This window comes from Allobosea sp. LC85 (genome assembly GCF_000735605.1).
Lineage (GTDB): Bacteria > Pseudomonadota > Alphaproteobacteria > Rhizobiales > Beijerinckiaceae > Allobosea.
In genome coordinates this window covers 205,273-230,665 of the sequence record NZ_JPKG01000017.1, presented here as the reverse complement: position 1 = coordinate 230,665, position 25,393 = coordinate 205,273, and the positions used below count along the sequence as shown (strand labels likewise).

Below are 25,393 nucleotides of genomic sequence, written 5' to 3'. Positions count from 1 at the left end.
GTCGGGCCTGAGCGACCGCCGCCTTTCCGGCGTGGGCGCTGTGACATCGTTCTCGTCGGCTCTTCGCCGCGTTGCGCCGGGCGTCAGCTCTGGTGCCGGTGCGCGGCCACAACCCGAAGGAGGACGCTATGGCTGCGACATCAGGCAATGGAGGTTCGGCCACCGGCAAGAGAGCGTCGGGGCCGCGATGTATCGCCATCGTTGGTCCCTTCCAGGGCGGCAAAACGACCTTGCTCGAGAGCATTCTGGAGCGCTGTGGTGCGGTTTCGCGTGCCGGCTCCGTCAAGGCGAAGAACAGTACCGGCGATGCCTCCGCAGAGGCGCGCGCTCACCAGATGAGCACGGAACCGAATGTCGCGACTGTCGATTTCCTCGGGGAGAGCTACAGCTTCATCGACTGCCCCGGCTCGGTCGAGTTCCTTCACGAGATGCGTCATGTCTTGCCCGTGGTCGATGCCGCGGTGGTCGTGTGCGAGGCTGACGACCGCAAGGTACCGGCGCTCGAACTCGTCCTGCGCGAGCTCGAGGAGGCGGATATTCCGCGTTTCCTGTTCCTCAACAAGATCGATACGGCGACGCGTCGGGTGCGCGAGACACTTGGCATCCTGCAGCGCGCCTCACGCACACCGTTGCTGCTGCGTCAGATTCCGATCTGGCAGAAGGGCATCGCCGTCGGTTTCATCGACCTCGCCCTTGAGCGAGCCTTCATCTACCGCGAGCATGCGCCGAGCGAGATCGTGCCCCTCGGATCGGAGGAAGTGGGCCGCGAGAAGGAGGCGCGCTTCTCGATGCTGGAGAAGCTTGCGGACTATGATGATGCGCTGATGGAGGATCTGCTCGGCGACATGGAGCCGCCGCAGGACCGGATTTTCGATGATCTCGCGCGTGAACTGCAGCACCGACATGTCGTGCCGGTGCTGATCGGCTCGGCCGAACGTGGCAACGGCGTCACGCGGCTGCTCAAGGCCCTGCGGCATGAAGCGCCTTCGCTCCCGGAAACCCGCGGGCGCATCGGCGTCGTCGAGGACGGCGTTCCGTTGGCGCAGGTGATGAAGACCTGGCATTCGAGCCAGGGCGGCAAGATCTCTCTGGCCCGCGTGCTGCGCGGGCGGCTCGCCGAGGGCGATGTCGTGACCTCCTCCAGCGGGGTGGAGACGCGCATCGGTGGCGTCATCGAGTTGAAGGGAGCGGAGCAGACGCGCAAGCCGGCAGCAGAAGAGGGGCAGGTTGCGGCCTTTTCCCGGCTGGAAGGCGTGCGCACGGGGGATGCGCTGGCCGCCGGCAAGGTCCGCCCGGGCGTGGTGACCTCCGTCGCTCCGCCCGAACCGGTCCATGCACTGGGGATCAGTGTCAAGGATCGCAAGGATGATGTCCGGCTCACTGCTGCGCTCGGACGCATCGCAGAAGAGGATCCTGCGCTGACTGTCTCGCATCTGCCGGAATTCGGCGAGATGCGGCTGGCGGGCCAAGGCGAGATGCATCTGCGTGTAACGATGGAGCGGTTGTCGGGGCGTTTCGGTGTATCGGTCCAGAACCACCCGCCCGAGGTCGGCTATCGCGAGACGATTCGCGGCAAGGCCAGCGCGCGCGGCCGGCATCGCAAGCAGAGTGGCGGGCATGGCCAGTATGGCGATGTGGTGCTCGAGGTGGCGCCGCTCGAGCGTGGCGAGGGCATTCGCTTCGTCGACCGCATCACGGGCGGCGTTGTGCCGAGACAGTATATTTCCTCGGTCGAGGCCGGCGCACGGGATTTCTGCCAGAGCGGCCCGCTTGGCTTCCCACTCGTCGATATCGAGGTGACGCTGACCGACGGCTCCTACCACACCGTCGATTCGTCCGACATGGCGTTCAGGCAGGCGGCGCGCCTGGCCATGGCGGATGCGATCCCGCAGGCCAGATCCGTGTTGCTCGAGCCGATCCTCGCGGTCGAGGTCGTCATTCCATCGGACGCGATGTCGCGGGCTTCGGCCATCGTTTCTGCAAGGCGCGGCCAGATTCTGGGTTACGACGCCCGCCCGGGATGGCGCGGCTGGGACCAGATCAACGCGCTGATCCCAGAAGCGGAAATGGGCGGGCTGATCGTCGAGCTGCGCTCGGCGACCTCTGGCGTCGGTTCCTTCAGTGTCAGGTTCGACCATCTTGCTGAACTGGCCGGCAAATCGGCCGATGCCGTTGTGGCGGCGCAGGCCCTTGCGCATGGGCGCTAAATCCGAGGTGTGACCAAAAAGGTTCATATATAAACCTTGTGGAGACGACAAAGCGGCGGGCGCTTGCGCCCGCCGCTTTCGTTCCGCACTGTATGGTTACAACAAGGCAGAAACGCCCGCGGAAGTGGGGGAAATGCCTGCGAGACGGGAGGAGCGACGATGAAGGTGACGAGCGCCGTACAGGCAGCATCGGATCCGCGGCCCTGGCTGGCGCATTATCCGACGGCGGTTCCCCCGGTGATCGATGAGGCCAAGGTCGGGACGCTTGCCGATCTGATCAGCCATGCCGTTACGACCTATGCCGCGCGCCCGGCCTTCGAGAGCTTCGGCAAGGCGATCAGCTTCGCCGAAGTCGGGAAAGCGGCCCGTGCCTTCACCGCCTGGCTGCAGGCCCGTGGCTTCAAGAAGGGTGACCGCATTGCGCTGATGATGCCCAACATCCTGGCCAACCCGGCCGCGATCTTCGGAACGCTGCTCGGCGGCTACACGGTGGTGAACGTCAATCCGCTCTACACAGCCCGCGAGCTGACCCATCAGCTCAACGACTCGGGCGCCCGCGTGCTCGTGGTGATCGAGAATTTTGCCCATGTCGTCGAGGAGGCCCGACCGAATCTCAAGCTCGACCAGATTGTCCTGGCGACCGCCGGCGATCTGATGGGCTTCAAGGGGGCCATCGTCAATTTCGTGGCTCGCAGGATCAAGAAGGTCGTCAAATCGTACAACCTGCCGGGCGCAGTTCCGCTGAACACCATCCTTGCCGGTCCGTCGACGATGACTCCGGTCGTCGTCCTCCCCGAGGATGTCGCCTTCCTGCAGTATACCGGCGGCACGACTGGCGTCGCCAAGGGCGCGACTCTGACCCATCACAACGTCGCCTCCAATGTCGAGCAGTGCGCGCTTTGGCTGGGCTGGGGACTCGAGCCGCCGCTGGGACGTAGCGACTACCAGCATGTCATGGTGACAGCGCTGCCGCTTTACCACATCTTCGCGCTGACCTGTTGCTGCATGTTCATGCTGCGGATCGGCGCAAAAGGGCTCCTGATCGCCAACCCGCGCGACATCGCGGGCTTCATCAAGATCCTGAAAGCGAGCCGCTTCACGCTCTTCTCCGGCGTCAACACACTCTACAATGCGCTGGCCAACCATCCCGAGATCGAGAATGTCGATTTCTCGGAACTGCGTTTTGCGGTGGCGGGCGGCATGGCGACGCAGGCGGTCGTCGCCAAGCGCTGGCGGGAGGTGACCGGGCGGCCGATCGTCGAGGGCTATGGCCTGTCCGAGACCTCGCCGGTCGCCTCGGCCAACCGGCCCGACATTGCGGAGTTCACCGGCACGATTGGTTATCCGCTGCCCTCTACCGACTTCGCGATCCGGGATGCCGAGGGCAATGACATGCCGAAGGGCGAGCCGGGCGAGGTCTGCATCCGCGGTCCGCAGGTCATGCGCGGCTACTGGCAGCGGCCGGATGAGACCGCGAAGGTGATGACCTCGGACGGCTATTTCCGCTCAGGCGATATTGGCGTTCTGCTGCCCGACGGGCAGATCAAGATCGTTGACCGGATGAAGGACATGGTGCTGGTCTCCGGCTTCAACGTCTATCCGAACGAGGTCGAGGACGTGCTCGCGACCCATCCGGGTGTGCTCGAGTCCGCCGTCATCGGGCTGCCCGATGAGCATTCCGGCGAAGCGGTGACGGCTTTCGTGGTCAAGAAGGACGCAAGCCTGACAGCCGAGGAACTGCGCAGCTTCTGCAAGGACAATCTCACCGGCTACAAGGTGCCGAAGCAGATCATCTTCCGTGACAGCCTTCCGAAGACCAATGTCGGCAAGGTGCTGCGCCGCGCGCTACGCGAGGAGGTCACGGCCAAGGGCTGAGCGGCACGACTTGATCGAGCCAGCGGGCTTGACTAGCGTTTGCATGGAATCCGGTTGCCGTGATCGTGCAGCGCCGACCTTCCCGCCGCTCGGAACAAGGTAGCCGTTTGCCCCGCCGACTCATCGAACTGCCGCTGCTGCGCCGCCTCAAACCCGGCCTCTATGTCCATGACGAGGAGGCGCTGAATGCCGAGCCGGCGATCGAATTGCTCGATGCTCCAATCACGCCGGTCGACGCCTTCTTCATTCGCAACAATGGCGCCTTGCCGGAGATTGCAGCCACCGAAACATGGACGCTCACGCTCGACGGTGAGGTTGAGAGGCCGGCGATCTGGACGCTTCCGGAACTGCAGCATGAGTTCGAGACCGTCACGGTCACCGCGGTGCTCGAATGCGCCGGCAACGGGCGCGTGCAGTTCTCGCCGAGGACCGACGGGCTGCAATGGCGGCTCGGCGCAGTGGGCTGCGCGCGCTGGACAGGGGTTCGGCTGAAGGACCTGCTCGCGCATGCGGGCTTGCTGCCCAGTGCTGTCTATACGGCGCATCACAGTCCCGACCGGACGATCGCGGATGAAGCGAAGGCCGCGCTCTCGCGTGGATTGCCGATCGCCAAGGCGCTGAGCGACGAGACGCTCGTCGCCTTCGCCATGAACGACGAGCCGTTGCCGCGTCTGCATGGTGGACCGCTGCGCATTGTCGCGCCCGGCTTTCCGGGCTCTGCCTGGCAGAAATGGCTGGACCGGATCACCATCCGCTCTTGCGAACATGATGGCGAGAAGATGCGAGGCACCGATTATCGCATGCCGGTCGTGCCGATGCGCCCGGGTGAACCGATCGACGAAAGCCGGTTCGCCGTGCTCACCGACATGCCGGTGAAGTCGCTGGTGACGGCGCCCCTCGATGGCTTCACGGCCGCGGCCGGAACGCCATTCGAGGTTCGCGGCTTCGCCTGGAGCGGCGCGGTTCCGGTCGCCGCCATGGAACTATCGTCCGATGGCGGCGAAACCTGGCGCGAGGTCGCGCTCGAACCGGCGGAGGGCGCGTTCGGCTGGCGCCGTTTCTGCAAGATGCTGACCATCGCCAGGACGGGACCGGTGACGATCATGGCTCGTGCGCGGGATGTCGAAGGCGGCGTTCAGCCGCTCGAGCCGCCCTGGAATCCGCGCGGTTACTGCAACAATCAGGTGCAGCGCGTGGCTGGAACGGTGCGCTGACGGCGCAATGCCGCGCTTTCGCCTTCAGGCTGCCAGCAGAGCGCTGTCGTTGGCGCCTGTGGCCCACGCTTCGACGATCTCTCCGGCGACCACGTCCCGCGCGAAGCGGAGCAGCGTGAAATCCTCGGCGCGGCCGGTATTGCCGCGTTCCGTCAGCACGCTGAGCGGCCGGCCGATCCGGGCCTGCAGATGGCGCGCATGGGCGGCCTTCGCCGCGGCACGCAAGCGCGCGGCTCGTTCACTGACGATCTCGCCGGGCAGTTGCGGCATGCGGGCGGCTGGAGTGCCGGGCCGGGCCGAATAGGGGAAGGCATGAACATAGCTCAGGCCGCACTCGTCGATCAGCGAGAGCGAGCGGGTAAACATCGCCTCATCCTCGGTCGGAAAACCGGCAATGAGATCGGCGCCGAAGACGATGTCGGGTCGCAGTGCCCGCATCTCCGCGCAAAAGCGGACTGCGTCTTCGCGGCTATGCCGTCGCTTCATCCGCTTCAGGATGAGGTCGTCGCCGGCCTGGAGCGAGAGATGCAGGTGCGGCATCAGCCGTGGCTCGGTCGCGATGGCCTCGCGCAACGCGTCGTCGACCTCGACCGCGTCGATCGAGGAGAGGCGCAGGCGCGGCAGGGCGGGCAGGGCGCGCAGGAGGGTTTGCACGAGTTCGCCGAGCGCTGGGACGTCCGGCAGATCCCGGCCATAGCTCGTCAGGTCGACGCCGGTGAGCACGATTTCGCGGGTGCCATTCTCGACGAGTTTGCGGCACTGGCCGAGAACCGCCGCGACGTCGAGCGAGCGTGAATTGCCCCGGCCATAAGGAATGACACAGAAGGTGCAGCGATGGTCGCAGCCGTTCTGGACCTGAACGAAGCCGCGGGTATGGGCGGCAAAGGCGTTGGGCGATAGCGTCTGCAGCGTGGTCTCGCGCATGATGTCGGAGACGGCCGTCTTGTCATCGAGATTGGCCTGCGCGTTGGAGGCCAGACTGTTCGAACGGGCGAGCGATATCCAGGTCTCGGCCCGCATCTTCTCGGCATTGCCCAGGACGCGCGCAGTCTCCGGCATTGCCGCGAAGACGGCGGCTTCGATCTGCGCGCCGCATCCGGTCACGATGACGGGCCTGTCAGGCTGCTCGCGCTTGAGGCGCCGAATGGCTTGGCGTGCCTGCCGCACGGCCTCCGTCGTCACGGCGCAGCTGTTGACGATCGCGACGTTCCCGAGGCCTGCAGCCTCGGCCTGCGTCTTGATTGCCTCGCTCTCGACGATGTTGAGGCGGCAGCCGAAGGTGACGACCTCGAGCGCCATCAGGCCGCACTTTCAAACAGCGCCGGCTCGAGCACGCCCTCCCACTCGAACGCGACTGGGCCGGTCATCAGGACATGGTCGTCGCTCGCGCGCCATTCGATGACGAGATCGCCGCCCGGCAGGCTGACCACCGCCTTGCGCGCGGACAATTCGCGCCGCACCGCGGCGACGAGCGCTGCGCATGCGCCTGAGCCGCAAGCCTGGGTGATGCCGGCCCCGCGTTCCCAGACGCGCAGCACGATGTGGTCGGGAGCCTTCACCGCGGCGAGCTCGATATTGGCCCGATCAGGAAAGATCGGGTGGTTTTCGAGCAAGGGGCCGATCTGCTCCAGGTTGAAGGCGTAGGGATCGTCCACGAAGAAGACGGCATGGGGGTTGCCCATGTTGACCGCGCAAGGCGTATGCAGGATCGGCTCGTCGATCGGCCCGATCTGGAGCTCGAAGCGGCTGGTGTCGTGGAAAGGGTCCGCCAGCGGGATCTCGTCCCAGGCCAGCTTCGGCCGGCCCATGTCGACGGTGAAAACGAGATCGTCGATGCGCGAGGCAGGGAGGAGTCCCGACTTGGTTTCCAGCAGCAGGCCGTCCCGGCTGCTGTCGCCCATCTGGGGATCGGCCAGCATGGCCCAGGCGACGCAGCGCGTGCCGTTGCCGCAGGCGCCGGCTTCCGAGCCGTCCGTGTTGTAGATGCGTATGAACGCATCCGTGCCGGGCGTGCGGGCATCGTGCAGCACCATCAGCTGGTCGAAGCGCGCGCGCGGCTCCGCGGCGATGGCGCGCGCCTCGGCTTCGCCGACTTTCAACCTGGTGCCGCGCAGGTCGAGCACGGTGATCTGGTTGCCGAGCCCGTTCATTTTCAGGAACCGGCGATGCGCCAATGCGTTCATTTGGTCACAGGTCCAACAAAGAGCGGCTATATGAGGGAGCTGACGCGAAAAAGCCACCCTTGCAGTCGTTCCTGCGCGCTGAAGGACATTCTATGTTGCAGCGCAAGGGCGCGAATCGCTCCTCTCTGTCAGGGCTAAGATGATGCGGCATTTCCGGGTTGGAATTCTGGCTGTCGCAGGCGTGCTCGCCGCCGACTCTCTCGCAATCGCGCAAACCCGGGTGGCTCCGCCCACTCCGGTGGAGGCTGCCCCCCTTGCGCCGCCGCCGGGCGCTGCATCTCCGAGCCCTGTTCCGGCCCCGCTGGCTACACCTCCGGCACAGGCTGTGCCCGTGCAAGTGCCGGGCGGGCAGGCGCCGGCAGACAGCCTGACCCCACCGCCGGTGCCGCTGCCGGCGCCGCCCGTGACGCCGCCGCCAGCGGCGGGGCAACCGGCGCCGAGCGCACCGGGGCCGCAGGGCGCTGTGCCGCCACCTCCCGCGCCGCCTCCGGCTCCGGTGCCTGCCCCGGCAACGCCGGAAGCGCCGCCTGCTCCGCCGCTGCCTGCTCCTCCGGTGACGCCGCAGCAGCGGCAGTCGACCGTAGCGCCTGACCCGAACGCGACGCTTGCGGGCAAGCCGGGCGATCCGAGCGATGTCGACGAGGTGCAACTGGTCCCGAAGCCGGTGCTCGCGATCTCCGGCCAATCGAGCTGGGATCAGGGCTTCCAGCGCTTGTCCGAGAGTTTCCGTATCCTGCGGGAGCAGGCGTCACGATCGGCGCTTGCGGTCGCGGGCCGGCCACTGACCCTCTTCATCGAGACGGACGACAACGGCTTCCGCTTCGAGGCAATGCTGCCTGTGGATCGGGCGCCCGATGGCGCGGTGCCGCTCGCCAATGGTGTGCGGCCGAGCACGAGCCCGGCCGGGCCCTCGCTGCGTTTCGTGCATACAGCGCCCTATGACGACATCGATTCCACCTATGAGACGATCACGGCCTATCTCGAGGCCAAGAACATCAAGGTGAAGGACGCTTTCCTCGAGGAATATGTCACCGACCTCAAGGACCCGAGCGATCCGAACCTCGAGATCAACGTCTATGTGCAACCGCAATAGGCTTGGGCCGTAGAGCATGCTGCGAAAAAGTGGCAACGGTTTTTCGCACTAAGCATGCTCTAAACTATGAGAGTCGATCACGTTTTCTGCGTTTGGACGATTTTGTCCAAACGCAGCGTGATCTAGCGAGACGCTTTGCTTCGGTGCAGAGTCCAGCAGGCCGTCCTCAGGCGTTCCAGCTCAGTCCCGGGCGCATTGGCTGGAAGCGCTCCTCTGGCAGGTTTGCTTGCGCGAGGGCGAGCTTCAGCGCTTCCGGTGGCCGCTCGATGCCTTCGTCGGTCAGCTGGAACGTGCCCCAATGGTGGCCGAGCGCCTGCTCGGCACGGAGCGAGAGCATGACCCTGACGGCTTCTTCCGGATTCATGTGGTTGTCGCCCATGAACCAGCGCGGTTCATAGGCGCCGATCGGCAGCACGGCCAGGCGGAACGGTCCATGCTCGGCGCCGAGCAGCTGGTAGAGCGAGCCGTCGTGGTAGCCGGTGTCGCCGATATGGAAAACCTTGCCCGCTGGCGTTTCGATAACGAAGGAGCACCAGAGCGCCATGCGGCGGTCGAGCGCGCCGCGCGCCGACCAGTGATAAGTCGGAACCAATGTCGCGGAGACGGCGTCGGACAGCGCGACCTTCGCTTTCCAGTCATAGGCCTCGGTGTGAATGGCGGGATTGCGGGCGCGAATGATCGTGTCGTTGCCGAGCGGCATGATCATGCGCGGCTTGTCGCGCCGGTGGAGCGCATCGAGCGCTGCGAGGTCGAGATGGTCGTAGTGATTATGCGTGATCAGCACGACATCGATCTTCGGCAGATCGTCGAAGGCGACGCCTGGAGCGTTCACGCGTCGTGGCCCGGCGAAGGAGAAGGGGCTGGCGCGCTCGGAATAGACCGGGTCGATCAGGATATTGAGCCCGGCGATCTGGTAAAGGAACGAGGCGTGGCCGAGATGGACGACGCGCAGGCCCTCGACGCGTGCAGGTGGCTTGTCCCGCGTTGGGGCCGGGTAATGCGCCGGAAAGGCTTCGCGCTCGCGCTTCGAGGTCTGCCATCTCAGCACATCGAGCAGGCCTTTGTTGACCGGCCGGCCGTCTGTGAAGCGCAGCCCATCGAAATTCTCGCTGATCGGCCCCTGGTAATAGGGGTTGCGCGAGCGTGAGAACGCGGCCCAGGCCATACCGGTCGAGCCGAGCAGGGCGGAGATACCGAGGAGCGAGAGGAGTTTGCGGCGATTCATGGCGGGAGAAGTGGGGCCTGTTGCGGCAGGGTCAAGCCCTGTGATCCTGCTCCGGAAAAATGACCCAGCCCACAGGAAACCGCTTCGTCACGGCATCTTGAACGCCGTCGCATGCAGCCACTCGGTCGGCTTGCGGTCATAACCGCTCCCCGTTTCCTCGTCGATGTCGAGCCTGGACCAGCGTCCGGTGCCGTAGGCGCCGCGCAGCCATTCGGGCGAAGGATAGTTGAAATAGCGGCCGAAACGGTCGCGGCCGTCCTCCTCTCCAGCCTTGAAGCTGGCATAGAAGACGCCGCCAGGTTTCAGCGCGGCGTGCACGCGCGCGATCATGGCAGGTAGTGCCGCGCGGGGCACATGGAGCAGACAGGCATTGGCCCAGACGCCATCAAAGGCCTTATGCTCGGCAAGGTCCTCGAACAGGAGGACAGCGACCGGACGACCGAGGCGGCGCTCCGCCTGTGCCGCGAGTTCTGGCGAGCCATCGGTCGGCATGACGTCGAAGCCCTGGGCCAGCAGCGCCTCGCTGTCCTGTCCGGCACCGCACCCGAGTTCGAGCACACGCCCGCCCGGCGGCAGCACCGACATGAAGCCCTGAAGCCGCGCGCGGCTCGCCTCCTGCCCACGCGACGCATAGGCTTCGGCTTCGCTCGCGTAGAAATCGAGCGTGTTCGAGTCCTTGCCGTCGCGCATGCCGGTTGCTCCGCCCGTTGTCAGTGGCTGCTCGAGCGCATCGCCACCGTCGCGATGCCGGCGCCGATCAGGAGCGTTCCTCCGGCCTTGTTGAACAGGCCGATCGCGCGCGGATTGCTGACCACCGAACGGGCTCGCGAGGCGATCAGCGCGTAGCCGAGCGCATTGGCGAAGGCGAGCGTGATGAAGGTCGCTTCGAAGATCAGCATCTGCGTCCAGAAATCGGCCTTGGCGTCGAGGAACTGCGGCAGGAAGGCGACGAAGAAGGTGATCCCCTTCGGGTTGAGGGCCGTCACCAGCCAGGCATGGCCGAGCATTTTCAACGCCGAGGTGGCATCCTTGCGCGGTTCGGCATTCAGGCTGCCACCGGCCCGGAAAAGCTTCACGCCGAGATAGACGAGATAGGCTGCGCCGGCCCATTTCAGCGCGGTGAACACGGTGGCCGATGTCGCCAGCAGGGCACCGACGCCGAGCATGGAAAGCGTCATCGCCGTGAAATCGCCGAGCGCGACGCCCACCGCCATCGGGAAGGCGGTGCGCCAGCCCTGGCCGAGGGCATAGGATATCACGAGCAGGATCGTGGGGCCCGGGATGACGAGCAGGACGGCGGTTGCGGCTGCGAAGGCGGCCCAGGTTTCGAAGGTCATGGCGAGGTTCCGGAGATGAGAGGCCGAGCAATCCCGAGGCGCGCGGCTTTGTAAAGAGCCGGCCGCAGCCTCAGCCGCCGCGGCCGTTGTCAGGCGCGGTGCGGCCTCAACGACGGGCGCTTGAGATGATCTTGCACATGGCCGAGCGGGTGCCACTTTCCTCCGCGATCTGCCCCGGCTGCACGGTGAAGACGATGTCGACGCGCGTGCCCTTGCCGCTCGGACGCGCCGTAACGCGAAGCGTTTGCGGCCGGCCGGATCCGGTCACCTCCTGGAGGGCGGAGATCTGACCGAGCGACTTGTCGACCTGGATGCCGCCGAAGCCGTCGGCCGCCACGGCCTTGGCAAGCGCAGGCAGCACCGCTGCCGGCGGCCGGTCGGGGATGAGATCCCAGGTCCGATAGGTGAGGGCGGAGATCATCGGAACGCCGGCCGACTTGAAGTTGCTGGCGCAGGGCTGGGCCTGAGCCTGGGACAGGCCGACAAACAGAGTGACTGCCGCAAGGGCGATCGACTTCGGCGCAGCGTAAGGCATATCGCAATCCGTATCCAACAAGGGAATGCGACAACTACCGTCCTGCTACCAGCCTGTCACCTTCAGCGCGAACCCTGCGTAAGCTCTCCACCGGAACGAGCGGTCCGGCATCCATCGTCCTGCGGGGGTGCGGATCCGCTGCGACAACCAGGGCCCAATAGGCGCGGTACTGGGTGCGCGGGTTCTTTGCCAGCGCAATGCCAAAGCGCGTCGCCTCGGGCATCCGCAGATTCGCGTCATGTCCCGACGATTGGCGCCAGCCCGCAAAGGCCTCCTCGGTGGAATAGTAGCCGCCGCCCAGGTTCTCGGCTGCGCGGCCCGTATTGAGGCCGGCCGCATGCACGCGGGCCGTGAAGTTGCCGCCGACATCATGCGAGAGCGCGTTGCCCGCGACCATCGCATCGGCCTGGCGTTGGGCCATCGCCGTCAGCGCAGGGTCGACCCGCATGGGGCCAAGCCCGAGGCTGGCGCGGTAGTTGTTCAGGATTCGCGTTGCCGCAGCGCGGTCGACCTGCACTGCGGCGAGTTTCTCAACGGATTTTGGATTGAGAGGCCCCGTGTGCAGCGGTTGGGTGGCGCATCCGGCGGCCAGGAGGGCGATGGCGAGAAGGGCGGCAGCGGCAGTTCTTGTCATGCGATCAGGGTAATTCCGTTGTTGATCGGGTAAGGTGAGCTAGCGGCCAATCGCGGCGAGATTGCCACCATGCGTCCGCAATCTTGACTTTCGCCACATTCTGACGCTTTAACCCCCATATTCGTTTCGCCGACATCGACGAGACCGCATCCGCCGACCGGGCCGCTCGCATGAGCCATGAGAGCCCGGAGGTCAACGCCCGATAGCGCGTCTGCGCCCTCGGGCGCGAAATCGTTTGGGGATGATGTCCGTTCTGCCGGGTGAAAGAGCCGTATAAAACCGACAAGGGGCCGCATGTTCGGCACATTGAGCGACAGACTCTCCGGCATCCTCTCGGGCCTGACCCGCAGGGGCTCGCTGACCGAGGACGACGTCAACGCAGCCCTGCGCGAGGTTCGCCGCGCGCTGCTGGAGGCGGATGTCGCGCTCGAGGTCGTGCGCAGCTTCACCGACAAGGTGCGTGAACGCGCGGTCGGCGCCGAGGTCCTGAAATCGGTCACGCCCGGTCAGCAGGTCATCAAGATCGTCAATGACGTCCTGATCGACACCCTCGGCGGCGAGGGTGAGGGCATCACGCTCGATTCGGTGCCGCCGGTGCCGATCCTGATGGTTGGCCTGCAGGGCTCGGGCAAGACCACCTCGACCGCCAAGATCGCCAAACGCCTCAGCGACCGTCACAAGAAGCGGGTGCTGATGGCCTCGCTCGACACGCGCCGCCCCGCCGCCATGGAGCAGCTAGCCATTCTCGGCCAGCAGGTCGGCGTCGATACGCTGCCGATCGTCGCCGGTCAGTCGGCCGTGCAGATCGCGCGCCGCGCGATCGAGGCTGGCAAACTCGGCGGCTTCGATGTCGTGATGCTCGACACTGCCGGTCGCGTCACGCTCGACGAGGCGCTGATGGCGGAAGTCGCCGATGTGAAGGCTGCGACGAACCCGCATGAGGTACTGCTCGTCGCCGACGCGCTGACCGGCCAGGACGCGGTCAATACGGCGCGCGCATTCGATGCCCGTGTCGGGCTCACCGGCATCGTGCTGACCCGCATGGATGGCGATTCGCGCGGTGGCGCAGCGCTTTCGATGCGCGCCGTCACCGGCAAGCCGATCAAGCTGGTCGGTACTGGCGAAAAGACCGATGCGCTCGAGGATTTCCATCCCTCCCGTGTCGCCAATCGCATCCTCGGCATGGGCGACATCGTTTCGCTCGTCGAGAAGGCGGCCGAGACGGTCGACGCCGACAAGGCGCAGGCGCTGGCTCAGCGTCTGGCCAAGGGCAATTTCGATCTCGGCGACCTGCGTACGCAGTTGCAGCAGATGGAGAAGATGGGTGGCTTCGGCGGAGTCATGGGCATGCTGCCCGGCATGGGGCAGATGAAGAACCAGCTCGCCAATGCCAAGGTCGACGACAAGATGATCGCTCGCCAGATCGCGATCATCAATTCGATGACGGCGGCCGAGCGCAAGAACCCGGACCTGCTCAAGAACAGCCGCAAGAAACGTATCGCCGCCGGCTCCGGCACCTCGCCGGAAGCGATCAACAAGCTGCTCAAGATGCACCGCGGCATGGCGGACATGATGAAGCAGATGGCCCGCCAGAAGGGCGGCATGCTCGGCAAGCTCGGCCAGATGTTCGGTATCGGCGGCGGCGGATTGCCGCCGGGCATGCCTGACCCGTCCAAGATGGACCCGGCCCAGCTCGCGGATCTGCAGAAACAGCTCGGGGCAGGCGGCGGGCTGCCTTCGCTGCCGCCGGGCGGTTTCCCCGGCCTGCCCAAGGGCGTGACGCCGCCTGCTGGCATGATGCCGAAACTGCCCGGATTGGGCGGCCTGCCCGGCCTCGGCGGCAATCCGTTCGGCGGGAAGAAGAAGTGATCCCCGTCCTGGAAACCGAACGCCTGGTGATGCGCGGCTGGGCCAAGGGCGATTTCGATCGCGTGGCCGCGTTCCTGGGCGACGAGCAACTGACCCGTTTCGTCGGTGGCGCCAGCGGGCGGGACGATGCGTGGCGCCGCTTTTCCAGCATGGCCGGCCATTGGTCCTTGCTGGGTTTCGGTCTCTGGGCCCTGGAGGCCAAGGAGGACAGCCGCCTTGTCGGCTGGTGCGGGCTGCTCTCGCCGGAAGGCTGGCCCGAACCGGAGATCGGCTGGAGCCTTTTCGCAGGTGAGCATGGGCGCGGTTACGCGACCGAAGCAGCCTTGCGCGCCCGTGACTACGCCTATCGTGACTTGGGGTGGACGACGCTGATGAGTTTCATCCACCCCGACAATCGACCCTCGATCCGGGTCGCCGAGCGTCTCGGCGCCAGATTCGAGAAACCCTTCGTGATCCGTGGCTGGGAGGTCGGCATCTACCGGCACCCGGCCGCCGAGCCTGCGAAACAGAAGCCTGCAAACCTGAACTGACTGGAGATTATCATGTCCCTGAAGATCCGCCTCACCCGCGGCGGCGCCAAGAAGCGCCCCTATTACCGCATCGTCGTTGCCGACGCCCGTTCGCCGCGCGATGGCCGCTTCATCGAGAAGATCGGCGCCTATGATCCGATGAAGGCGAAGGATTCGCCGGAGCGCGTCGTGCTCGACCTCGAGAAGGCCAAGGCCTGGCTCGCCAAGGGTGCTCAGCCGACCGATCGCGTCCTGCGTTTTCTCGACGCTGCCGGCCTGCTGAAGCGTCCGGCCCGCAACAACCCGGCGAAGGCCGTTCCCGGCGAGAAGGCCAAGGAGCGCGCTGAGAAGAAGGCCGAGAAGGCCGCTGCTCCGGCTGAAGCTGCTGAGTGAACCTTCTGAGGCGCGGCCGCTCTTTCGGGGCGGCCGCGCCGATTTCTACCTTTGCCCCTTGCTGAATATGGGTTCCGGGCTGCTCGCTTCGCGGTGCCCCGGAATGGCGTTTGATGGCTGATAACGAACTCGTCCTGCTCGGCATCGTCGGGGCGCCGCATGGCGTCAAAGGCGAGGTGCGGATCAAGGCCTTCACGGCTGATCCGCTCGATATCGCGGCCTATGGCGCGCTGATCGACGATCACGGCCGCCGTTTCGAGATCGCAGAGATCAGACCCGCCAAGGAAGTGGTCATCGCCCGCCTGAAGGGTGTGACCAGCCGCGAGGCAGCCGAGACATTGAACGGGCTCAAGCTTCATACCGAGCGAGCAAACCTGCCGCCTGCCGATGATGAGGACGAATTCCTCCAGGCAGACCTCGTCGGCTGCGCCGTGGTGGGGCCGCAAGACGAGCCTCTCGGCGAGGTCACTGCCGTCGACAATTATGGCGCCGGCGACCTGCTTGATATTCGCACTCCTGACGGTCGCTCGGTGCTGATGCCGTTCACCAAGGCATTCACTCCCCGTATCGATATTGCAGCGCGACGAATCGAGGCCGATCCTCCGGCCGGATTGTTTGGGGATGTCGATGACAAGTGAGACGTCGATTCGCGCCCTGATCTTCGACATGGATGGCACCATCGTCGACAACATGCGCTTCCACGATGATGCCTGGGAGGCGTGGCACAAGACCGAGAACCTCGCCTTCGACAGGGCGAGCTTCTTCAGTCGCACCGCCGGCAAGGCCAATCTCGAAATCCTCTCGGCCTATTTCCCGGACGCCGCGGACGCTGAGCTCGAAGCGCGCGGCTTGCGCAAGGAAGAGCTCTATCGCGCGGCCTATCGGCCCCATGTCGCGGCGCTCTCTGGTCTGCTTGATCTGATGGCGCGCGCCGAGGCTGCCGGGGTTCCGATGGCGGTCGCTTCCGCTGCGCCGCCGGCCAATATCGACCTCGTGCTCGATACGCTCGGCCTGCGCTCGCGCTTCGCCACGATCGTGTCGCCATCGCAGGGGTTTCGTGGCAAGCCGCATCCCGACATGTTCCTGGCAGCGGCCGAGCGCATGGGTGTGGCTCCCGAAAGCTGCCTGGTCTTCGAGGACGCGCCGCTCGGCGTCGAGGCCGCGAAACGTGCCGGCATGCGGGCCGTCGCGATCCTGACGATGCTCGAGGCGGAGGCCTTCTCCGGCTTCGACAATGTCATCGCCAGTGCCAGGGATTTCGCAGCGCTGGACGGGCATTCGTCGCTGCGCTTTGCTTCGGCATGAGCTTTCGCGCCTCGATCCTCACGCTCTATCCCGAGATGTTCCCGGGTCCGCTCGGTGCCTCCCTGGCTGGGGAGGGGTTGCGCAAGGGATTGTGGCAGCTCGACACCCATCAGATCCGCGACCACGGCATCGGCCGTCATCGCAATGTCGACGACAATCCGGCTGGCGGCGGCGCCGGGATGGTGCTGCGCTGCGACGTGCTGGCGGCCGCGATCGATGCGGCGGTTCCGGTCGACGATCCAAGGCCGCGGCTGCTGATGTCCCCGCGCGGACGCAGGCTGGATCAGCGTCAGGTCCGCGATTGGGTGGCCGGCGAGGGCATCGTCATCGTCTGCGGGCGCTTCGAGGGCGTGGATGAACGGGTGATCGAGGGCCGCGGCCTGACCGAGGTCTCGATCGGCGACTACATCCTGTCCGGCGGCGAGATGGCGGCGATGGTACTGCTCGATGCCTGCGTGCGCCTGATTCCTGGCGTGATGGGCAAGGAAGCCTCCGGTTCGGAGGAGAGTTTCGAGAACGGCCTGCTCGAATATCCGCACTATACGCGCCCGCGCGAATGGGAGGGCAGGGGGCTGCCCGAGGCGCTGCTGTCGGGAGATCACGCACGCATCGCCCGCTGGCGGCGCGAGCAGGCCGAAGCGATCACGCGCGAAAGGCGGCCGGATCTGCTCTTGGGCCGTAAATCTCAGGGATAGGCCGTCACCGGCAGTTGCTCGGCCAGCCAGCCCTTGTCGCCGGGATTGCCGAGCAGGCCGCCGCGGACATCGACAACGTCACGCCAGCCGCGGCCGGCGAGCTTGCGCTGCAGCGAACTGCTGCGGTTTGCGGTCCGACAAATCAGCGCGATGGTCTTGCCGGGATTTTCGAGCCGCAGGGCGGCAAGCCGCGCCTCGAAGGCACTTGCCTCCATGTCCAGCCTGATTGCGCCTACCGGCACACCGGTATCGGCCCATTCTTCTGGTGTCCGGATATCGACGAGGATGAGTGTGCCGGCTTTCGCTCCGTCATAGGCCTGCCGGACGGAGAGCGATGGAGGGCTTGATTGCGCAACGGCCGCCCCGGCGAGGAGCTGGGCGGCCGTCAGGATCAGAAAGGAGCGGCGCTTCATGCCGCAAGCGCTAGCCGAGCGGCGCGCCCGCGGCAATTCACGATCGCCGTCTCAGCGCAGCTCGGCGCAGAAGCGCTGGATGCGGCGGCAGGCTTCTTCCAGCTTCTCGTCCGAGGTGGCGTAGGAGATGCGGAAGTTGGGCCCAAGGCCGAAGGAGGAGCCGTGGACGGCTGCGACGGCTTCGGTCTCGAGCAGTCCCATGACGAGGTCCTCGTCGGTCTCGATCACCTTGCCGTTCGGCAGCTTCTTGCCGATCAGCGCCGAGCAGTCGGGATAGACATAGAAAGCGCCTTCCGGCGTCGGGCACTTGAGGCCGCGCGTCTGGTTCAGCATCGAGACCACGAGATCACGGCGCCGCTCGAAGGCCTTCCGGAAAACCGGAATGTGCTCCTGCGTGCCGTCGAGCGCCTCGACCGCCGCCCATTGCGAAATCGCCGAGGTGCCTGAGGTCTGCTGACCCTGGACGAGGTCCATGGCGTTCATCAGGTGCTGCGGGCCGGCCGCGTAACCGATGCGCCAGCCGGTCATGGCGTAGGACTTCGAGACGCCGTTCATGGTCAGCGTGCGCTCGTAGAGACCGGGCTCGATCTGGGCGGGCGTGACGAACTGGAAGTCGCCATAGACCAGATGCTCGTACATGTCGTCGGTCAATACCCAGACATGCGGATGGCGCATCAGCACATCCGTGAGCTTTTTCATCTCGGCGTGGCTGTAGGCGGCGCCCGATGGATTGGAGGGCGAATTCAGGATGACCCACTTGGTCTTCGGGGTGATCGCCTTCTCGAGATCTTCCGGCTGGAGCTTGAACTCGTTCTCGATGCGGGTCTCGGCAAAGGTCGGCGTGCCGCCGCAGAGCGCCACCATCTCGGGATAGCTGACCCAATAGGGCGAGATGCAGACCACCTCGTCGCCCGGATTCAGCGTGGCGAGAAGAGCATTGTAAATGACATGCTTGCCGCCGGTGGAGACGATCGTCTGGCTCGGCTTGTAATCGAGGCCGTTTTCGCGCTTGAGCTTGCGGGTGATGGCCTCGCGCAGCTGCGGGATGCCGGAGACCGGCGTGTACTTCGTCTCGCCGCGCCTGATGGCGGCGATGGCGGCTTCCTTGATATTATCCGGCGTGTCGAAGTCCGGCTCGCCGACCGAGAGCGAGATCACATCCTTGCCCTGGGCTTTCAGATCGCGCGCCTTCTGCGTGATGGTGATGGTCGCGGACGGCTTCACGCGCTTCAGGGCATCGGCAAGAAAGGCCATGATCGATCTCCGGCGGAGCTTTCGGATAGCGCCACATGGCGCGCGCGTGGTTTAGGGCGCGCGGGCCGGCACCGCAAGCAAGAGTGCGTCATGGCTGGCAACAGCAATGTGAATGATGCACCTCGCATGAGCTGGCGAGGGAGGAGCGAAGCCCATCAGTGCGATCCCGGCCCGAAAGGTGCATGGTGCCGGGATGCCCCTCGGGGCCAACCAATGACCAGCGCGGAGCGTCGCGCAGAAGGCAGCACGTGAAACTCAGGATCGGCTACGAGCTCGATTACGACTTTCCGCAGCCGACCCCCATGATCCTGATGCTGCATGTGCATTTCAGCCGGGTGTCCGAGCTGGACGAGCCGGACCACATGCGCCTCGATCCACCGGTTCGCGTCAGCGCCTATCGTGACGGTTTCGGCAACTGGTGCAGCCGGCTGGTGGCCCCGCAAGGGCGCGTGCGAATCTCTGCCGATGCCGTGATCAACGATAGCGGGCTGCCCGAAACGGTCCGTCACGACGCAGGGCAGGTCCCGGTCGAGCTGTTGCCCGAGGAGTGCCTGGTCTTCCTGCTCGCCAGTCGATTCTGCGACAGCGACCGCCTGCTCGACCTGGCCTGGCAGCTCTTCGGCCATACGGTGCCGGGCGCGCCGCGCGTGCAGGCGATCTGTGACTTCGTGCACCAGCGCATCGCTTTCAACTATAATGATGCGAGCGTGACGCGAACGGCGTCGGAGGCCTATCGCGAGGGGCGTGGCGTCTGCCGCGACTATGCCCATCTCGCGATCGCGTTGTGCCGGGCGATGAACATCCCGGCACGCTATTGCACGTGCTATCTCGGCGACGTCGGCACGCCTCCGCCGTTTCCGCCGGGCGATTTCGCGGCGTCCTTCGAGGCTTACCTGAGCAGCGGCTGGGAGATGTTCGATCCGCGCAACAATGTGCCGCGGATCGGCCGAGTGCTGATCGCGCGCGGCCGCGACGCGGCTGACGTCGCCATCGCGACCACCTTCGGGCCGAACACGCTGGTCGGTTTCAAGGTCTGGACCGACGAAGTCATCGAGACCTGACGAGCAGGTCCCTGGGGCTACTCGTCGAAGAGCCGGGCGGCCGCGCCCTGCTTCTTCCCCCGGGCGGGCTTCTGCTGTGGCAGTCCCTGCGCTGTTACCTCACAGGCGTCGAGGCTAGCTATCGGTGCCCCCGACTTCGCCGGTGCGGGGTGAGGGGCTGCTGCCGACGGCACGGCGAGCTTCGTCGCCGCCTCCGGCTCGATCGTCCTGAAGCGTATCATCTGTGTCCTGTCGGCGGTGCGATGCGGTCGGGAAAGCCGGCCCAGAGAGGCAGGGTAGCGACTGCCAGGGCCTCACTTCTTCTTCTGCGGAGCGGCTGCTTTCGCAACCACGGCAGCAAAGGTCGAAGGGGCTGCGGCCGAGACTTTCGGCTTGTCCTTCTTCGGTTTCTTGGCTTCACGGTTGCCGCGTTGTTCACCTTTTGCCATCGTCTCATTCCTCGCTTCGAGGGCCGCGGGCTGCGTCCCTTCTCAGGTCGCGCGGGCAGATCGGCAGTCCTACTTGGACACCGACATACTCGTGGTGGTTGCGCGAAAGCGGCGCTGTGCTGTGAAACTCATGCTGTCTTCGGTCATTGCGGCCGGCTTTCGGCTGCCGCGGTCGGCCCGGGAAGCCGGACCCTGTCACATCGAAGCAGAGTTCGAGCCTAGGCCAGAGCCGGTCGAAGTGCACGCGGTTTCTCGGGATATCTTGCGCCGGCCGGTTGATGCCTCAGCGACGTCATCACGAGCCTCAGCCATGCGCCGGCGCCGCGTGATCGTTGCTACGCTTCCCATGCTCCAGCGCGGACGACCCCAGCAGGGAAAGCCGCGGCGGTTCAGCCGACGAGCGATATCGCCGGGATCGTCGATGCCGACCTCGACCAGCTGATCAATCAGCGCCCCGGCCGCTGCAAGGAAGATGGCGTAAAGCTCCTTTTCAAGCCGTCGGTCCATCGGCAGCGGCCGAACATATCCGTCAGCCGCTTTGATGGTGGAGATGTGGTCCCCAAGGGAGTGGCCGGTGTCATGAAGCAAACGGCCGGGCTTGCGCCCAGCCGCGGCAGACACGGCATCGTCAGACTGGATCAGGATCAACTCACTCCCATACCGAAGGTGGGCTCGACCGCGTTGGGCGAGAGCATCACGGCGTTGGGATGACCGCCCTCGAACATCGCGAAGCGGACCGCGTCCTTCTTCTCGCGAAAAATGCCCTCAGATTGGCCTTCGAGGTCGCGGGCGACCCAAAAGCCGTGCTTCGACTGGCCGACGAGGAAGAGATGGCTCGTTCCATCGTGCGGTTGAATCTGCGTGGACTGTCCCATGTCGCAGAGCTCAATTCGGCAGGAACAGCCAGGCGCGCAAGCTGATGAAGCCAGCGGCCGCGAGCGCAAAGCAAGCCAGCGCGGCAAGCTCCGCCGCGAGCAGGCCGGTTACCGGCCGCTTCTTCGCTACGGTGCGATAGACCGTGCGGGCACGGCGCTGGTGAGAGGTATGGGCGTAAGCGGTATCAGTCGTCATCTCGACCTCCATCGATGGTCGAGATGTAGGTCTGCTCCCGCTAAGCGTGCGATGTGGAAGGCGCGCTGCCGCATAAGGCCGGCATAAAGCCGCCCTTGCATGCCTTGCTGTTCCCTGCGATGCGCTGACGTCCATGGAACCGAGCCCCAGCACCATCGCGATCTATGTCGACGCCGACGCCTGTCCGGTGAAGCCGGAGGTGTATCGCGTGGCCGAGAGGCATCGGCTCAAGGTCTTCGTCGTCGCCAACAGCTTCATGATGGTGCCGCGCGAGAGCTGGATCGAACGGGTGATCGTGTCCGACGGTTTCGACGCCGCCGACAACTGGATCGCCGAGCGGGTCGCGCGCGGTGCGATCGTCATCACCTCCGACATCCCCCTTGCCGATCGCTGCATCAAGGCCGGCGCCGACGTCATCGGGCCGACAGGCAAGCCCTTCACCGAAGCCTCGATCGGCATGGCGCTGGCGACGCGCGACATGATGGAGGATCTGCGTGCCGCCGGGGCCGTGACCGGCGGGCCGAAACCCTTCTCGCAGAAGGACCGCTCGGCCTTCCTGCAGGCACTCGACGTCGCGGTGCAGCGGCTGAAGCGGGCAGGCTTCGGCGGGTAGGGCTTGCTGGCCGAGCTTAAACCGCGAGCCATTCCCGTGTGGTCGAGAAGAAAACGGCCTTCAGATGCTCTCGAAGTCGCCGCCACGCCCCTTGCCGCCGGCGAAGCGTCCGGCCCCGGCCGCACCTTCCTGGGCGATGGTCTCGACGGCGCCGGCCCATTCCCTGGCCAGGGCCTCGCGGATGCCGAGGCCGTGCCCGGCAATTGCGTTGCGGCGGTCAGCCAGCACGGCGCCCTGCGGGAAGCGGACGATCTGCTGCGCCATTGCCTCGGCGGCGGCGCGCGCTTCTCCGCGCGGTACCACAGACTCGCAGAGCCCGATCCGCAGAGCCTCGTCGGCGGCGACCTTGCGCCCCGTCATGATGATTTCGAGCGCACGGCCCTGGCCGACGAGGCGGGGCAGCCGCACGGTGCCTCCGTCGATCAACGGAATGCCCCAGCGTCGGCAATAGACGCCGAAATATGCATCCTGCGCCATGATCCGGACATCGCACCAGAGAGCGAGCTCCATCCCACCAGCGACTGCCGGGCCCTCGACGGCGGCAAGCACGGGCTTGCTCATCTCCAGCCGTGAGGGGCCCATCGGGCCGCGTGGAGCCGGGCCATTGCCATCAGGAAAGGCCAGTCCCTCGACGATCTCCGAGCGGAAGCGCTCCGCATCGGTGAAGGCCTGCGCATATTTCAGGTCCCAGCCGGCGCAGAAGGCGCCGCCTTCGCCCCAGAACACGATGGCGCCGGTTTCAGGATCGGCGTCGAGTTCGCGGAAGGCGGCCGTCAGCGCTTCGGCGCTGTCCGGATCCATGGCGTTGCGTGCCTCGATGCGGCTGTGGATGACGGTCGCGACCTTGCCGTCGCGTTCGATGCGGATGGTCATGGGCGGCTCGCTCCCCGTTGCTCGCTGAGCACAGGCTACAGGCTCCCGCGGCGCCGGTACCTGCCGCTGGACGCATGGCGCCTTTGCCCGTAATTCTCGCGGCAAGCCCAGTCTCCAAATCGGGCACCCCGGAGGACCTTCATGTCGCTTACCCGCCGTACCACGCTCGGCATCTTTGCCGGCGCGGCCTTTGCTCCGGCCATCGTCCGCGCGCAGACGTTCCCGTCGAAGCCGATCACGCTGGTCGTTCCCTATCCGGCGGGCGGACCGACCGACGCCATCGCCCGCTTCGTTGCGCAGGATCTCTCGACCTCGATCGGCCAGAACGTTCTGGTCGACAACCGTGCCGGTGCATCAGGGGCAGTTGGCACACGCGCCGTGGCGAAGGCGGAGCCGGACGGCTACACCTTCATCTTCGGCAACAACCAGACGCACGGGAACAACATGTTCCTGCTGAAGGAGCCCGGCTACGATGCGGTGAAGGATTTTGCACCGCTCTGTGGCGTCGGCGCCTTCGAGCACGCCTTCGTCGTCCGCAACGACCTGCCGGCCAAGACCATTGCCGAGTTGATCGCGCTGGCCAAGGCGGATCCCGGCAAGCTGAACTATGGCTCCACCGGTGTCGGCTCCGGCTCGCATCTGGCGATGGAGTTGTTCATGCAGCGCACGGGCATCAAGATGACGCATGTGCCGTTCCGCGGCGCCGCGCCGCTGGTGCAGGAGATCATCGGCGGGCGCATCGACATCGCCAATTCGACCCTGCCGAGCGTGCTGGAGCAGATCAATGCCGGCAGCATGCGCGCGCTGGCCCTGGCGAGCCCGGAGCGCAATCCGCGCGCCAAGGATATCCCGACCCTGCGCGAGCAGGGCGTCAGCAATGCCGACGCCGATTCCTGGGCGGCCTTCTTCGCTCCTGCCGCGGTTCCGCAGCCGATCCTGGACACGCTCTCGAAGGCCGTCATGGCATCGATCGCCAAGCCGGCCGTGACCGAGGCGATCCTCAAGCTCGGCTTTACGCTGAAGGTGCGTGATCCCGTCGCGTTCAAGCCCTATCACCTCCAGGAGATCGCGACCTGGAAGCAGATCATCGCCGATGCCGGTGTGAAGCCGGAATAACCGGCGCGATCGCTTCAGTCCCCCTCCGTCATTCCGTGCATGCGACTTAGTCGCGCCGGCCCGGCGTCGTGCATCCCACATGACCGATTCCGGCGGGCGGCTTCGTTGTCGCGGGAGAGGCGTGCGCTACCCTGCCCGAGATCATTGAAGACCGGAGCGTCGTCATGAACCTGATGCCACTTCTCGCCGCCCGCCGCGATGCAGGAAAGCCCGTACGCGTCGCACTGATCGGGGCCGGAAAGTTCGGTTCGATGTTCCTGTCGCAGGTCCCCCATATTGCGGGGCTGGAGGTCGCGGTCATCGCCGACCTCGATCCCGAGCGGGCGAAGCAGGCCTGCCGGCAGGTCGGCTGGGACGAGGCCCGCATCGAGGCGACCCGCTACGTCGCGGACGGCGCCGAGGCGGCCGCGATGGACGGTATCGAGGTCGTCATCGAGGCAACCGGCCATCCGGCCGCCGGTGCACGCCATGCGCTGGCGGCGATCACCGCCGGCAAGCATGTCGTGATGGTCAATGTGGAGGCTGACGTGCTGGTCGGCCCGGTGCTCGCGACCCGGGCTCAGGCTGCGGGCGTGGTCTATTCGATGGCCTATGGCGACCAGCCGGCGCTCGTCTCGGAGATGGTCGACTGGGCGCGCGCGACCGGATTCACGGTTGCCGCAGCCGGCAAGGGCACGAAATACCTGCCGGCCTATCATCAGGTCACGCCGGACGATGTCTGGACCCATTACGGGCTGACGCCCGAGGCGGCCAAGGCGGCGGGCATGAACCCGCAAATGTTCAATTCCTTCCTCGATGGCACCAAGTCGGCGATCGAGATGGCGGCGATCGCCAATGCCTGCGGGCTCGACGTACCGGAGGCCGGCCTCGCATTCCCGCCGGTCGGCGTTGACGACCTTGCCCATGTGCTGCGGCCGAAGGCGGTCGGTGGGCAGCTCGATCGCGACGGCATGGTCGAAGTGGTGTCGTCGCTCGAGCGTGACGGGCGGCCTGTGTTCCGCGACCTGCGCTGGGGCGTCTATGTCGTGCTGAAGGCGCCGAATGACTACGCCGCGGCCTGCTTCAAGCAATATGGCCTGCCGACCGATTCCACCGGCCAATATGCGGCGATGTACAAGCCGTTCCACCTGATCGGGTTGGAGCTTTCGATGTCGGTCCTCAACGCCGCCTTGCGCAGCGAGCCGACCGGCAGCACCCGCGAGTGGCGCGGGGACGCTGCCGCTGTGGCCAAGCGCGACCTCAAGGCCGGAGAGATGCTGGACAGGGAGGGCGGTTACACGGTGTACGGCCGCCTGATGCCGGCCCGAGCGAGCCGCGAGGTCCGCGCCCTGCCAATCGGGCTCGCGCATGGCGTCAAGCTCGAGCGGGACGTCGCGGCCGGACAGGTCGTCACCAGCGACGATGTCGCCCTCGACGAAACCCAGGCGATCGTTTCACTTCGGCGTGAGCTCGAAGCAACCGAGTGGTGATTCCCCGCGTTTTGCCTCACT

General features: G+C 65.9%; 29 protein-coding genes. 14 read left to right on the top strand and 15 right to left on the bottom strand.

The features are described 5' to 3' along the window. Window positions 1–128: 128 nt before the first annotated feature. From FG93_RS08270 to FG93_RS08260, 3 genes are all read left to right on the top strand, one after another. Window positions 129–2,207 (top strand): elongation factor G, encoded by a 2,079-nt coding sequence (locus FG93_RS08270; RefSeq protein WP_052513511.1) that lies wholly within the window; start codon window positions 129–131, stop codon window positions 2,205–2,207. A gap of 159 nt (window positions 2,208–2,366) precedes the next feature. Next, a complete protein-coding gene (locus FG93_RS08265) occupies window positions 2,367–4,082 on the top strand; it encodes an AMP-binding protein (protein WP_043233556.1) in 1,716 nt (571 codons plus the stop codon). 107 nt (window positions 4,083–4,189) lie between these two features. Beyond that, the gene (locus tag FG93_RS08260; RefSeq protein ID WP_052513497.1) at window positions 4,190–5,296 is read left to right on the top strand and encodes a sulfite oxidase; all 1,107 of its coding nucleotides are present in this window, start codon (window positions 4,190–4,192) and stop codon (window positions 5,294–5,296) included. A gap of 24 nt (window positions 5,297–5,320) precedes the next feature. Here FG93_RS08260 and mtaB read toward each other — a convergent pair whose 3' ends face one another. Continuing rightward, a complete protein-coding gene (gene mtaB / locus FG93_RS08255) occupies window positions 5,321–6,595 on the bottom strand; it encodes a tRNA (N(6)-L-threonylcarbamoyladenosine(37)-C(2))-methylthiotransferase MtaB (RefSeq protein WP_043233554.1) in 1,275 nt (424 codons plus the stop codon). Beyond that, window positions 6,595–7,479, bottom strand: a complete 885-nt coding sequence (dapF, locus tag FG93_RS08250; RefSeq protein ID WP_043233553.1) for a diaminopimelate epimerase — start codon at window positions 7,477–7,479, stop codon at window positions 6,595–6,597. The genes mtaB and dapF overlap by 1 nt, the downstream gene beginning before the upstream one ends. A gap of 331 nt (window positions 7,480–7,810) precedes the next feature. Between dapF and FG93_RS08245 the strand changes: the two genes are divergently transcribed. Then, window positions 7,811–8,572 (top strand): GyrI-like domain-containing protein, encoded by a 762-nt coding sequence (locus tag FG93_RS08245; RefSeq protein ID WP_152579355.1) that lies wholly within the window; start codon window positions 7,811–7,813, stop codon window positions 8,570–8,572. A 166-nt stretch (window positions 8,573–8,738) separates the two neighbouring features. Here the strand turns inward: FG93_RS08245 and FG93_RS08240 are convergent, their stop codons facing one another. From FG93_RS08240 to FG93_RS08220, 5 genes are all read right to left on the bottom strand, one after another. Further along, entirely contained in the window at window positions 8,739–9,797 is a 1,059-nt protein-coding gene (locus FG93_RS08240) for an MBL fold metallo-hydrolase (protein ID WP_043233552.1), read from the bottom strand. A gap of 87 nt (window positions 9,798–9,884) precedes the next feature. Next, window positions 9,885–10,487: a bifunctional 2-polyprenyl-6-hydroxyphenol methylase/3-demethylubiquinol 3-O-methyltransferase UbiG gene (locus tag FG93_RS08235; RefSeq protein WP_043233551.1), complete on the bottom strand. Its 603-nt coding sequence runs from the start codon at window positions 10,485–10,487 to the stop codon at window positions 9,885–9,887. A gap of 20 nt (window positions 10,488–10,507) precedes the next feature. Then, window positions 10,508–11,134, bottom strand: coding sequence for a LysE family translocator (locus FG93_RS08230; protein ID WP_043233550.1), 627 nt, complete (start codon window positions 11,132–11,134; stop codon window positions 10,508–10,510). Between the two features lie 106 nt (window positions 11,135–11,240). Then, window positions 11,241–11,669 (bottom strand): hypothetical protein, encoded by a 429-nt coding sequence (locus FG93_RS08225; protein ID WP_244448530.1) that lies wholly within the window; start codon window positions 11,667–11,669, stop codon window positions 11,241–11,243. 34 nt (window positions 11,670–11,703) lie between these two features. After that, entirely contained in the window at window positions 11,704–12,303 is a 600-nt protein-coding gene (locus FG93_RS08220; RefSeq protein ID WP_052513495.1) for a CAP domain-containing protein, read from the bottom strand. Between the two features lie 294 nt (window positions 12,304–12,597). Here FG93_RS08220 and ffh point away from each other — a divergent pair, with 294 nt between their 5' ends. From ffh to trmD, 6 genes are all read left to right on the top strand, one after another. Next, complete coding sequence (gene ffh / locus FG93_RS08215; RefSeq protein ID WP_043233548.1) at window positions 12,598–14,172, top strand: signal recognition particle protein; 1,575 nt, start codon at window positions 12,598–12,600, stop codon at window positions 14,170–14,172. After that, window positions 14,169–14,702 (top strand): GNAT family N-acetyltransferase, encoded by a 534-nt coding sequence (locus FG93_RS08210; protein ID WP_043233547.1) that lies wholly within the window; start codon window positions 14,169–14,171, stop codon window positions 14,700–14,702. The genes ffh and FG93_RS08210 overlap by 4 nt, the downstream gene beginning before the upstream one ends. Before the next feature lie 12 nt (window positions 14,703–14,714). Further along, window positions 14,715–15,074, top strand: coding sequence for a 30S ribosomal protein S16 (gene rpsP / locus FG93_RS08205; RefSeq protein ID WP_043233545.1), 360 nt, complete (start codon window positions 14,715–14,717; stop codon window positions 15,072–15,074). Between the two features lie 113 nt (window positions 15,075–15,187). Next, window positions 15,188–15,712 carry a ribosome maturation factor RimM gene (rimM, locus tag FG93_RS08200; protein WP_043233543.1) on the top strand — a complete coding sequence of 175 codons (525 nt, stop codon included), beginning with the start codon at window positions 15,188–15,190 and terminating at the stop codon, window positions 15,710–15,712. Further along, on the top strand, window positions 15,702–16,379 hold the full coding sequence (locus tag FG93_RS08195; RefSeq protein ID WP_043233646.1) for an HAD family phosphatase: 678 nt from the start codon (window positions 15,702–15,704) through the stop codon (window positions 16,377–16,379). Before rimM ends, FG93_RS08195 begins: the two co-directional genes overlap by 11 nt. Beyond that, a complete protein-coding gene (trmD, locus tag FG93_RS08190) occupies window positions 16,376–17,074 on the top strand; it encodes a tRNA (guanosine(37)-N1)-methyltransferase TrmD (protein WP_043233541.1) in 699 nt (232 codons plus the stop codon). Before FG93_RS08195 ends, trmD begins: the two co-directional genes overlap by 4 nt. Here the strand turns inward: trmD and FG93_RS08185 are convergent. Next, the gene (locus FG93_RS08185) at window positions 17,065–17,487 is read right to left on the bottom strand and encodes a rhodanese-like domain-containing protein (RefSeq protein WP_043233539.1); all 423 of its coding nucleotides are present in this window, start codon (window positions 17,485–17,487) and stop codon (window positions 17,065–17,067) included. The two genes, trmD and FG93_RS08185, sit on opposite strands and share 10 nt — an antisense overlap. Before the next feature lie 51 nt (window positions 17,488–17,538). Next, window positions 17,539–18,741 (bottom strand): pyridoxal phosphate-dependent aminotransferase, encoded by a 1,203-nt coding sequence (locus FG93_RS08180; protein WP_043233536.1) that lies wholly within the window; start codon window positions 18,739–18,741, stop codon window positions 17,539–17,541. A 248-nt stretch (window positions 18,742–18,989) separates the two neighbouring features. On the opposite strand from FG93_RS08180, the gene FG93_RS08175 reads away from it, so the two are divergent. Continuing rightward, window positions 18,990–19,802 carry a transglutaminase family protein gene (locus FG93_RS08175; RefSeq protein WP_043233534.1) on the top strand — a complete coding sequence of 271 codons (813 nt, stop codon included), beginning with the start codon at window positions 18,990–18,992 and terminating at the stop codon, window positions 19,800–19,802. 17 nt (window positions 19,803–19,819) lie between these two features. Here the strand turns inward: FG93_RS08175 and FG93_RS08170 are convergent, their stop codons facing one another. The 5 genes from FG93_RS08170 to FG93_RS08155 all read right to left on the bottom strand — a co-directional run bounded on the left by FG93_RS08170 (window position 19,820) and on the right by FG93_RS08155 (window position 21,301). Continuing rightward, the gene (locus FG93_RS08170; protein ID WP_043233532.1) at window positions 19,820–20,023 is read right to left on the bottom strand and encodes a hypothetical protein; all 204 of its coding nucleotides are present in this window, start codon (window positions 20,021–20,023) and stop codon (window positions 19,820–19,822) included. Window positions 20,024–20,095: 72 nt separating this feature from the next. Next, window positions 20,096–20,230 (bottom strand): hypothetical protein, encoded by a 135-nt coding sequence (locus tag FG93_RS33825; protein WP_280114129.1) that lies wholly within the window; start codon window positions 20,228–20,230, stop codon window positions 20,096–20,098. A 195-nt stretch (window positions 20,231–20,425) separates the two neighbouring features. Beyond that, a complete protein-coding gene (locus FG93_RS08165) occupies window positions 20,426–20,878 on the bottom strand; it encodes a hypothetical protein (protein WP_043233531.1) in 453 nt (150 codons plus the stop codon). Continuing rightward, the gene (locus tag FG93_RS08160; RefSeq protein WP_043233530.1) at window positions 20,875–21,105 is read right to left on the bottom strand and encodes a hypothetical protein; all 231 of its coding nucleotides are present in this window, start codon (window positions 21,103–21,105) and stop codon (window positions 20,875–20,877) included. The genes FG93_RS08165 and FG93_RS08160 overlap by 4 nt, the downstream gene beginning before the upstream one ends. Before the next feature lie 10 nt (window positions 21,106–21,115). Continuing rightward, window positions 21,116–21,301 (bottom strand): hypothetical protein, encoded by a 186-nt coding sequence (locus FG93_RS08155; protein ID WP_152579354.1) that lies wholly within the window; start codon window positions 21,299–21,301, stop codon window positions 21,116–21,118. Between the two features lie 133 nt (window positions 21,302–21,434). Here FG93_RS08155 and FG93_RS08150 point away from each other — a divergent pair, with 133 nt between their 5' ends. After that, window positions 21,435–21,914 carry a YaiI/YqxD family protein gene (locus FG93_RS08150; protein WP_043233526.1) on the top strand — a complete coding sequence of 160 codons (480 nt, stop codon included), beginning with the start codon at window positions 21,435–21,437 and terminating at the stop codon, window positions 21,912–21,914. A gap of 60 nt (window positions 21,915–21,974) precedes the next feature. Here FG93_RS08150 and FG93_RS08145 read toward each other — a convergent pair whose 3' ends face one another. Then, window positions 21,975–22,787 (bottom strand): crotonase/enoyl-CoA hydratase family protein, encoded by an 813-nt coding sequence (locus tag FG93_RS08145; RefSeq protein ID WP_043233524.1) that lies wholly within the window; start codon window positions 22,785–22,787, stop codon window positions 21,975–21,977. Window positions 22,788–22,928: 141 nt separating this feature from the next. Here FG93_RS08145 and FG93_RS08140 point away from each other — a divergent pair, with 141 nt between their 5' ends. Beyond that, entirely contained in the window at window positions 22,929–23,903 is a 975-nt protein-coding gene (locus FG93_RS08140) for a tripartite tricarboxylate transporter substrate binding protein (protein ID WP_043233523.1), read from the top strand. Window positions 23,904–24,067: 164 nt separating this feature from the next. Further along, window positions 24,068–25,372 carry an NAD(P)H-dependent oxidoreductase gene (locus tag FG93_RS08135; RefSeq protein ID WP_043233521.1) on the top strand — a complete coding sequence of 435 codons (1,305 nt, stop codon included), beginning with the start codon at window positions 24,068–24,070 and terminating at the stop codon, window positions 25,370–25,372. Window positions 25,373–25,393: the final 21 nt, after the last annotated feature.

Bases quoted from the DNA above. Each gene is read 5' to 3' on its own strand.
- FG93_RS08225 (WP_244448530.1), bottom strand. From the start codon at position 11,669: ATGCCTTACGCTGCGCCGAAGTCGATCGCCCTTGCGGCAGTCACTCTG.
- FG93_RS08145 (WP_043233524.1), bottom strand. From the start codon at position 22,787: ATGACCATCCGCATCGAACGCGACGGCAAGGTCGCGACCGTCATCCAC.
- FG93_RS08195 (WP_043233646.1), top strand. From the start codon at position 15,702: ATGACAAGTGAGACGTCGATTCGCGCCCTGATCTTCGACATGGATGGC.
- ffh (WP_043233548.1), top strand. From the start codon at position 12,598: ATGTTCGGCACATTGAGCGACAGACTCTCCGGCATCCTCTCGGGCCTG.
- rpsP (WP_043233545.1), top strand. From the start codon at position 14,715: ATGTCCCTGAAGATCCGCCTCACCCGCGGCGGCGCCAAGAAGCGCCCC.
- FG93_RS08150 (WP_043233526.1), top strand. From the start codon at position 21,435: ATGGAACCGAGCCCCAGCACCATCGCGATCTATGTCGACGCCGACGCC.
- FG93_RS08220 (WP_052513495.1), bottom strand. From the start codon at position 12,303: ATGACAAGAACTGCCGCTGCCGCCCTTCTCGCCATCGCCCTCCTGGCC.
- FG93_RS08235 (WP_043233551.1), bottom strand. From the start codon at position 10,487: ATGCGCGACGGCAAGGACTCGAACACGCTCGATTTCTACGCGAGCGAA.
- FG93_RS08140 (WP_043233523.1), top strand. From the start codon at position 22,929: ATGTCGCTTACCCGCCGTACCACGCTCGGCATCTTTGCCGGCGCGGCC.
- FG93_RS08230 (WP_043233550.1), bottom strand. From the start codon at position 11,134: ATGACCTTCGAAACCTGGGCCGCCTTCGCAGCCGCAACCGCCGTCCTG.
- FG93_RS08160 (WP_043233530.1), bottom strand. From the start codon at position 21,105: ATGGGACAGTCCACGCAGATTCAACCGCACGATGGAACGAGCCATCTC.
- trmD (WP_043233541.1), top strand. From the start codon at position 16,376: ATGAGCTTTCGCGCCTCGATCCTCACGCTCTATCCCGAGATGTTCCCG.
- FG93_RS08155 (WP_152579354.1), bottom strand. From the start codon at position 21,301: ATGACGACTGATACCGCTTACGCCCATACCTCTCACCAGCGCCGTGCC.
- FG93_RS08135 (WP_043233521.1), top strand. From the start codon at position 24,068: ATGAACCTGATGCCACTTCTCGCCGCCCGCCGCGATGCAGGAAAGCCC.
- FG93_RS08265 (WP_043233556.1), top strand. From the start codon at position 2,367: ATGAAGGTGACGAGCGCCGTACAGGCAGCATCGGATCCGCGGCCCTGG.
- FG93_RS08240 (WP_043233552.1), bottom strand. From the start codon at position 9,797: ATGAATCGCCGCAAACTCCTCTCGCTCCTCGGTATCTCCGCCCTGCTC.
- dapF (WP_043233553.1), bottom strand. From the start codon at position 7,479: ATGAACGCATTGGCGCATCGCCGGTTCCTGAAAATGAACGGGCTCGGC.
- FG93_RS08270 (WP_052513511.1), top strand. From the start codon at position 129: ATGGCTGCGACATCAGGCAATGGAGGTTCGGCCACCGGCAAGAGAGCG.
- FG93_RS08170 (WP_043233532.1), bottom strand. From the start codon at position 20,023: ATGATACGCTTCAGGACGATCGAGCCGGAGGCGGCGACGAAGCTCGCC.
- rimM (WP_043233543.1), top strand. From the start codon at position 15,188: ATGGCTGATAACGAACTCGTCCTGCTCGGCATCGTCGGGGCGCCGCAT.
- FG93_RS08185 (WP_043233539.1), bottom strand. From the start codon at position 17,487: ATGAAGCGCCGCTCCTTTCTGATCCTGACGGCCGCCCAGCTCCTCGCC.
- FG93_RS08180 (WP_043233536.1), bottom strand. From the start codon at position 18,741: ATGGCCTTTCTTGCCGATGCCCTGAAGCGCGTGAAGCCGTCCGCGACC.
- mtaB (WP_043233554.1), bottom strand. From the start codon at position 6,595: ATGGCGCTCGAGGTCGTCACCTTCGGCTGCCGCCTCAACATCGTCGAG.
- FG93_RS33825 (WP_280114129.1), bottom strand. From the start codon at position 20,230: ATGGCAAAAGGTGAACAACGCGGCAACCGTGAAGCCAAGAAACCGAAG.